This is a genomic window from Geodermatophilus sp. SYSU D01036 (genome assembly GCF_054050435.1).
Genome location: NZ_JBJGZJ010000036.1, coordinates 23,492 through 31,364, shown reverse-complemented (window position 1 = coordinate 31,364; position 7,873 = coordinate 23,492). Strand labels below are relative to the sequence as shown.

The 7,873-nt window shown below is 77.3% G+C and carries 5 protein-coding genes; 3 read left to right on the top strand and 2 right to left on the bottom strand.

What is annotated here, in order from left to right; all coding sequences use genetic code 11:
• Positions 1 to 66: 66 nt before the first annotated feature.
• Entirely contained in the window at positions 67 to 1,770 is a 1,704-nt protein-coding gene (locus ACI8AR_RS22360) for an FAD-binding oxidoreductase (RefSeq protein ID WP_457052949.1), read from the bottom strand.
• Between the two features lie 38 nt (positions 1,771 to 1,808).
• On the opposite strand from ACI8AR_RS22360, the gene ACI8AR_RS22355 reads away from it, so the two are divergent.
• The 3 genes from ACI8AR_RS22355 (at position 1,809) to ACI8AR_RS22345 (ending at position 6,606) form a co-directional block, all read left to right on the top strand.
• On the top strand, positions 1,809 to 3,314 hold the full coding sequence (locus ACI8AR_RS22355) for a glycerol-3-phosphate dehydrogenase/oxidase (protein WP_457052948.1): 1,506 nt from the start codon (positions 1,809 to 1,811) through the stop codon (positions 3,312 to 3,314).
• Positions 3,315 to 3,403: 89 nt separating this feature from the next.
• Entirely contained in the window at positions 3,404 to 5,737 is a 2,334-nt protein-coding gene (locus ACI8AR_RS22350; RefSeq protein ID WP_457052947.1) for a glycoside hydrolase family 65 protein, read from the top strand.
• Positions 5,738 to 5,811: 74 nt separating this feature from the next.
• Entirely contained in the window at positions 5,812 to 6,606 is a 795-nt protein-coding gene (locus ACI8AR_RS22345) for a class I SAM-dependent methyltransferase (RefSeq protein WP_457052946.1), read from the top strand.
• A gap of 7 nt (positions 6,607 to 6,613) precedes the next feature.
• On the opposite strand, the gene ACI8AR_RS22340 is transcribed toward ACI8AR_RS22345, so the two are convergent.
• Positions 6,614 to 7,591, bottom strand: a complete 978-nt coding sequence (locus ACI8AR_RS22340) for a hypothetical protein (RefSeq protein WP_457052945.1) — start codon at positions 7,589 to 7,591, stop codon at positions 6,614 to 6,616.
• Between the last annotated feature and the right edge of the window lie 282 nt (positions 7,592 to 7,873).

The window sequence follows — 7,873 nt, the reverse complement described above, 5'->3', positions numbered from 1 at the left end:
GTCCTGGCTCACCGCCCACGGTGAGCCAGGACGCGCGGCGGTGAGCTCAGCTGATCATCCGCGGCGTCAATCGGGCAGCAGGACCCCGGGGTTGCAGACGCCCTGCGGGTCCAGCCGGGCCTTGACCGCGCGCAGCACCTCGACGCCGAGCGGCCCGACCTCGCGCTCCAGCCAGGGGCGGTGGTCGTGGCCGACGGCGTGGTGGTGGGTGAGCGTGCCGCCGGCGGCCAGCAGCGCCTCGGTGGCCGCCCGCTTGGCGGTGAGCCACTGCTGCAGCGGCAGGTCGTCGTCGCGGTCGGCGAGCACCGTGACGTAGAGGGAGGCGCCGGTGGCGTAGCCGTGGGACACGTGCGTCATCAGCAGCGGCTGCTTGCCGGGGCGGCCCAGCGACTCGCGCAGCGCGGTGCGGACGGCGTCGTACACGGCCGGCAGCGCCGTCCACGTGGCCGCCGTCTCCAGCGTCTCCACCAGCAGGCCGGCGTCCATGAGCCGGTCGCGCAGGTAGGGGGCGGCGAACCGGTGCCTCCGCCACGACTCGCCCACCCGGCGGCCGACCCGCGCCGCGCCGTGCTCGCGCAGCACCGGGAGCACCGCCCGGCGGCGGGCCCGCACCACCTGCGGCAGGCCCTCCCAGCCCACGACGAGCAGGCAGCCGTCGCCGCGGCTCCGGGCCCGCAGGGCGCCACGCAGCAGCCGGGCGCCGGTGCCGGCGGCGTTGAGCAGGGTGGCGCGGGTCTCGTCGGGGTCGGAGAGCCGGACGACGTCGGGCAGCAGGTCGTGCCGCGCCAGCCGCTGCAGCCCGGCGAGCCCGTCGGCCCAGGTCCGGAACGCCCAGCCCTCGTACGCCCGGGCCCGCGGCGCCGGGCGCACCCGCAGCCGCAGCTCGGTGATGACGCCGAGCGCGCCCTCGGAGCCCAGCGCCAGGCCGAGCAGGTCGGGGCCGGCCGCCGACGCCGGCGGGTGGCCGAGCTCCAGCACCCCCGACGGCGTGGCCAGGGTCAGGCCCGCCACGAGGTCGTCGAAGCGGCCGACGCCGGTGGAGGACTGCCCGGCCGAGCGGGTGGCCGCGTAGCCGCCGAGCGTGGCGTACTCCCAGCTCTGCGGCAGGTGGCCGAGCGTCAGCCCGTGCGCGCCGAGCGCCTCCTCGAGCGCCGGGCCGCGCATGCCGGGGCCGGCGGTGACCAGCGAGGAGGCGACGTCGACGTCGGTCAGCGACGCCATCCGGGACAGGTCGACCGACAGCGAGGGCCGGTCGTCGGGGTCCAGCCCCGACAGCCCGCCGACCACGCTGGTGCCGCCGCCGAACGGCACGACGACGACCCCCCGTTCGGCGCACAGCGCCAGCAGTGCAGCGGTCTCCGCCGTGCTGCCGGGCAGGACGACGGCGTCGGGCGCGTCGGAGGCGTCGCCCTCCCGCCGGCGCAGCAGGTCCAGGTAGCTCTTGCCGCCGGCCCGGCGCAGCCGCGCGTCCCGGTCGGTGCGCACGTGCTCCGCGCCGAGCAGCGCGACCAGCGCGTCGTGCACGTCGGCCGGCAGCCGCGAGGGCGCCACCCGGATGTCGGCGACGGCGACCGGCGGGGTCGGCCGCGGCTCCCAGCCCAGCTCCCTGGCCAGGTGGCGGCGGGCGGCCTTGGGCAGCGCGGTGGCGAGGTCGGGGTCGCGGGTGAGCTCGAGGGAGCCCTCCGCCGCGTCCCCCGGCTCGGCCACCGTGGCCACGCGGGAGCTGCCGGGCCCCCACCCCTGGACGGTCAGTTCCGGCTGCTCGGGCACGGCTACAGTCTGCCGGTGCTCCGACCGGGACCCCGCACGTGACCGGCGGGCCCGACCTCACCCCGGAGCGCCGCGCGGCCGACCTCGAGGCCCTGGCCGGCGGGGTCGACGTCGTCGTCGTGGGCGGGGGCGTGACCGGCGCGGGGGTGGCCCTCGACGCCGCCGCCCGGGGGCTGTCCGTGGCGCTGCTGGAGCGCACCGACCTCGCCGCCGGCACCAGCCGGTGGTCGAGCAAGCTGGTGCACGGCGGCCTGCGCTACCTGGCGCACGGCGAGATCGGCCTGGCGCGGGAGAGCGCCCGCGAGCGCGCCGTCCTCATGCGCACCACCGCGCCGCACCTGGTCCGGGCGCTGCCGTTCCTGGTGCCCGACGCCGCCGGCCGGGACGTCAGCGCCGTCGGCGCGCTGGGCGGCCGGCTGGGGGACGCGGTGCGCCGGTCGGTGCGCGGCGGGCGCGGCTCGCTGCCGGGCACCCGCCGGGTCGGCGCCGCGGAGGTCGCGCGGCTGACGCCGGCGGTGCACCCCGGCCGCGGTGGCGCCGTCTTCTGGGACGGCCAGCTCACCGACGACGCCCGGCTCGTCGTCGCGCTGGCCCGCACGGCCGCCGCGCACGGCGCCCGGGTGCTCACCGGCGTGCGGGTGACCGGCGTCGACGGCGGCGAGGTGGCGGTGCAGGCCGACGGCGCAGCGCTGACCGTGCGGGCGGGCGCGGTGGTCAACGCGACCGGCGTGTGGGCGCAGGCGCTCGCACCCGGCATCCGGCTGGCACCCTCGCGCGGCTCGCACCTCGTCGTCCGCGCCGGCCGGCTCGGCGACCCGGTCGCGGCGCTCACCGTGCCGCTGCCCGGCTCGCGCTCGCGGTACGTCTTCGCGCTGCCCCAACCCGGCGGGCTGGTGTACCTGGGGCTCACCGACGAGCCGGTGCCCGGGCCGGTCCCCGACGACGACCCGGTCCCCGCCGACGCCGAGGTTCGCCAGCTGCTCGACACCGTCAACCGGGTGCTGGCCGTGCCGCTGACCGGCGACGACGTCGTCGGCTCCTACGCCGGGCTGCGGCCGCTGGTGCTGCCCGGGTCGGCCGGCGCGGGGCCGGGCGACGCCACCGCGGACCTGTCCCGCCGGCACCTGCTGCGGTGGGACGGACCGGTCCTCTCGGTCGTCGGCGGCAAGCTCACGACCTACCGGGCGATGGCCGAGGAGGCCGTGGACGCCGTCGTCGCGCGGCTGGGCCGGGGCGCGCGGCGCTCGCCGACCGCGCGGCTGCCGCTGGTCGGGGCGGCGTCCCCGGCCGAGCTGGCGCGGGTGCCCGCCCCGGCGCGGCTGGTCGCCCGGTACGGCACCGAGGCGCCGCGGGTGGCCGCGCTCGGCACCGAGCCGGTGGCCGAGGGGCGCCTGGAGACGGTGGGGGAGCTGCGCTTCGGCGCGCTGGCCGAGGGCGCGCGGGACGTGGCCGACCTGCTCGACCGGCGGGTGCGGCTGGGCCTGGTCCCGGCCGACCGGGAGCGCGCGGCCGCGACCGCGGAGGCGGTCCTCGAGGAGGTGTGACGGCCCGGGATCGCGCGGGCGGCCGCCGGGCGGTAGGACGGGAGGGGGACGCCGGCCGGGTCCCGCCCTCCGAGACGGCGAGGACCACCGTGAGCGCCCCGACCCTCGACGTCGACCCCTGGCAGGTCCGCGAGCCGCACGTGGACACCCGGACGCTCGACGTCGCCGAGTCCCTGTTCAGCCTCTCGAACGGCTACGTCGGCGTACGGGGGACGCTCGACGAGGTCGAGCCCTTCGGCATGCGCGGCACCTACCTGTCCGGGGTGTACGAGACCCACCCCCTGTCCTATCCCGAGGATGGCTACGGCCAGCCCGGGGAGGGGCAGGCGCTGCTCACCGTCGCCGACGGCACCCCGATCCGCCTCCTGGTCGACGGGATCCCGCTCGACGTGCGCGAGGTCCGGCCGGAGGTCCACGAGCGCACGCTGGACCTGCGCGCCGGGACGCTCGACCGGCGCGTGCGCTGGAGGACGCCGACGGGGACGACGATGGAGGTGTGCTCCCGGCGGCTGGTCTCGCTGGCGGAGCGCGCGGTCTGCGCCGTCCGGTACGAGGTGCGCGCGCTGGACGGTCAGGCGCACGTCGTCGTGCGGTCCGAGTTGGCGAGTGGGTCGGTGACGCCCACGGGCGTGGACAACGACGACCCCCGCGTCAAGGACTGCCTCGACAACGCCTTCGAGCCGCGGGAGCACGGCTCGACGGGCAGCGGCGGCACCCTCGCGTCCCGGACGCGGCGGTCGGACATCACGGTCGCCGCCGCCGTCGAGCACGTGGTCGACGACGGGGCGCGGATCAGCACGGACGCCGACGAGCACCGGGTGGTCACCACCGTCGCCGCCCACCTGACCCCCGGCGCCACCCTCGGGATCACCAAGGTCGTCGCCCACACCTGGTCGCTCGACGCCTGGGCCGGCTCGCTCGTCGGCGAGGCGTCGGCGGCGGTGGCCTCGGCCCTCGACCTGGGGTGGGAGGGGCTGCTCGCCGTCCAGCGCGGTGTGCTCGACGAGTTCTGGGCGACCGCCGACGTCGAGGTCGACGGCGACCCCGAGCTGCAGCAGGCGCTGCGCTACAGCGTCTTCCAGCTGTTCTGCTCCGCCGCCTGCATCTCCGGCGCCCCCGTCGGGGCCAAGGGGCTGACCGGCATGGGCTACAGCGGCCACACCTTCTGGGACGTCGAGGGGTTCGTGCTGCCCGCCCTGACCCTGCTGCGCCCGGACACGGCCGCGCGCCTGCTGCGGTGGCGGGCGGGCACGATCGACGCCGCCCGCGAGCGGGCCCGGACGCTGGGCCGGGCGGGCGCGGCGTTCGCGTGGCGCACCATCAGCGGGCCCGAGGTGTCGGCGTACTGGCCGGCGAGCACGGCGGCGATGCACGTCAACGCCGACGTCGCCCGCGCCTTCTGGCTCCACGAGAACGCCACGGGCGCCGACCTCGACGACGTCGGCGGTCTGCCGGTGCTGGTCGAGACGGCGCGGCTGTGGATGTCGCTGGGGCACGAGGACGCGGCCGGGGCGTGGCACCTGTTCGGCATGACCGGTCCGGACGAGTACACCGGCGTCGTCGACGACAACGTCTTCACCAACCTCATGGCGCGGGCCAACCTGCGGCGCGCGGTGGACGCCTGCCGCAGGTACGAGGCGCGGGCCGCGGAGCTCGGCGTGGACCACACCGAGACCGCCGCCTGGCGGGCCGCGGCCGACGCCGTCCACGTGCCGTGGGACGAGGGCCTGGGCGTGCACCCCATGAACGCCAACTTCACGTCGTACGAGGAGTGGCCCTTCGAGGAGCAGTGCGACGCCTACCCGGTGCAGGAGCACAACCACTACGCCACGTTCTACCGGCGGCAGGTGCTCAAGCAGGCCGACCTCGTCCAGGCGCTGTGGTGGTGCCGCGACGAGTTCACCGACGAGGAGGTGGCGCGCGACCTCGAGTACTACGAGGCGCGCACCGTGCGGGACTCCTCGCTGTCGGCCGCGGTGCAGGCGGTGGTGTGCGCCCAGGCGCAGCACCCCGACCTCGCCCTGCGCTACCTGCGCGAGTGCGCGCTCGTGGACCTGCGCGACGTCCAGCAGGGGACGGCCCAGGGGCTGCACCTGGCATCGGTGGCCGGGGCGTGGCTGGCGCTCGCGGCGGGTCTGGGGGGTCTGCGCGAGGACCACGAGGACCTCGAGATCGCGCCGCTGCTGCCGTCGTCGCTGTCCCGCACGGCGTGGCACGTCACCTGGCGCGGCAGCGTGCTCCGCGTCGAGACGACGCGGGAGGGCACCACGCTCACGCTGGTGCGCGGCGAGGGGCCGGTGACCGTCGTCGTCGACGGGACCGCGCAGTCGGTCACGACCACCCCGGTGCGCGTGCCGCTGCGCGCGCCCACCCCGCTGCTCCGCGAGCCGCGGCAGCCGGCGGGGCGCGAGCCGCGCACCTGACGTCCCGTCCGGTCCCATCCCATGCACTGAGATCACCGTTCCGCTGGGCGGGACGGGCGGAGCAGGATGCCGGCGTGGACACGTACACGCACGGGCACGCCGAACCGGTCCTGCAGTCGCACCGCTGGCGCACCGCGGAGAACTCCGCCGCGTACCTGCTGCCGCACCTGCGCCCCGGGCTCGACCTGCTCGACGTCGGGTGCGGGCCGGGCACGATCACCGTCGACCTCGCCCGCCGGGTCGCGCCCGGCCGCGTGCTCGGCCTCGACGTCTCGGCCGACCCGCTCGACGAGGCCCGGGACCTCGCAGGGCGCGAGGGCGTCGCGGCGACCTTCGCCGTCGGCGACGTCTACGCCCTCGACCTGCGCGACGACTCGGTCGACGTCGTCCACGCCCACCAGGTGCTGCAGCACCTCACCGACCCGGTGGCGGCGCTGCGCGAGATGGCGCGGGTCTGCCGCCCCGGCGGGCTGCTCGCCGTCCGGGACGTGGACTACGCCGCCACCTGCTGGTTCCCGGCCGACGCCGGCCTGGACCGGTGGCTGGAGCTCTACCACGCGGTCGCCCGCGCCAACGGTGCCGAGCCCGACGCCGGCCGCCGGCTGCTGTCCTGGGCGCACGCCGCGGGCCTGCGCGACACCACCGCGACGACGGGCTCCTGGTGCTACGCCTCGCCGGCCGAGCGCGAGTGGTGGGGCCGCTCGTGGGCCGGCCGCGCGACGGCGTCGGCGTTCGCGGAGCAGGCCCTGGCGTACGGCCTGGCCACGCGGGACGAGCTCGAGGAGCTCGCCGCCGCGTGGCTGCGCTGGGCCGCCGCGGACGACGGCTGGCTCGCCATGCTGCACGGCGAGCTGCTGGTCCGCGTCTGAGCGGCCCTCACGCCGACGACGGCTCATGGCACTCGGCGTCCAGGGCGATCAAGGCGCGCTGCACGCCCACCGCGACGGCGGCGAGCGCCAGGAAGCCCGGATCGTCGTCCACCGAGGTCCGGGCGAGTCGGCCGGTCAGGTTGTCGAGGGCGTGCTGGGCCACCTCGATGCGGTGGTCGCGGGCGTCGGGCCGTGCTCCGTCGGCGGTGTGGAACGGGGTGCGGACGACGCCGGCCAGCCCGTCGAGGGCGTCGGCCAGGCGCTCCGCCGTCCGGAGCTCCGGTCGTTCGCCGCCTTGGTGCTGGGGCTGGTAGTGGGTGACCAGGATGGTGACGTCGTCGGCCAGGACGGCGACCCGGTCCAGCGACCGCGACTGGCTGCGCAGCTGCGCAGCCGGTTCCTGCCACTTCCTGGCCCGGGGGTTGGCGAGGCGGGCCCGCTCGACGGTGCGCTCGGCGTCCCGCATCCGGTCCAGTGCTGCACCCAGGACGGCGGCCCGCCGGTCCTTCTCCTCCGTCGCGGGCGGCTCGCCCCGTCGCAGCTCGCCCGCCGCCCGCTGGAGGTGCCCGCCCAGCACCTCCCGCACGCGCCCGACCCCCTCGCGCGCCTGGGTGAGCTGCAGCGGGGGGAAGAGCAGGGTGGTGACCAGGACGCCCACCGTGCCGCCGAGCAGCACCAGGCCGGCGTACGGGACGACGAACTCGGTGGGGCTGCCGGCACCGCCCAGGGTGAGGGTGAACAGTGCCGCGACGCTGACCCAGCTCGCGCTGCCGCGGAGAACCTGCCACTGCTCCAGCACGACCGCCACGGCGACGACCAGGGCGAGGGTGATGGCGTTCGGGACCGCCCGGGTCAGCTCGTGCACACCGATGGCCACGGCGCAGCCCAGCAGGATGGCGAGCACCGTGCGCCAGGCGGCGCTCGCCGAGTCCGCGACAGTCGGGAGGCAGGCGATGATCGCGCCCAGCGGGGCATACGCCGCCATGTCGGCGAAGGGGGCAGGGAGGAGGGCGGCGAGTTGCCAGGCGATCCCGGCTGCGAGAGCGGCCCGGATCCCGCGCTGGACGGCCGGACGGCGGAGCGGTGCCCACAGCTGCATCACGGCCCATGGCCCTGCCCCACGAGTGACCCGGCCAACCTCGGAGCGCCCAGGGGTCCGCGTCCGTGCACGACGTCGTCACGCCGGCGACCGGCGACCGCCTGGCCGTCGAGTGCGACGAACCGGTGGCCATCAGACGCCCTTGACCAACAGTTCGCCGCACCCGCG

Excerpts from the sequence above, each read along its gene's own strand:
- ACI8AR_RS22340 (WP_457052945.1), bottom strand. The coding sequence starts at position 7,591 with ATGGCGGCGTATGCCCCGCTGGGCGCGATCATCGCCTGCCTCCCGACT.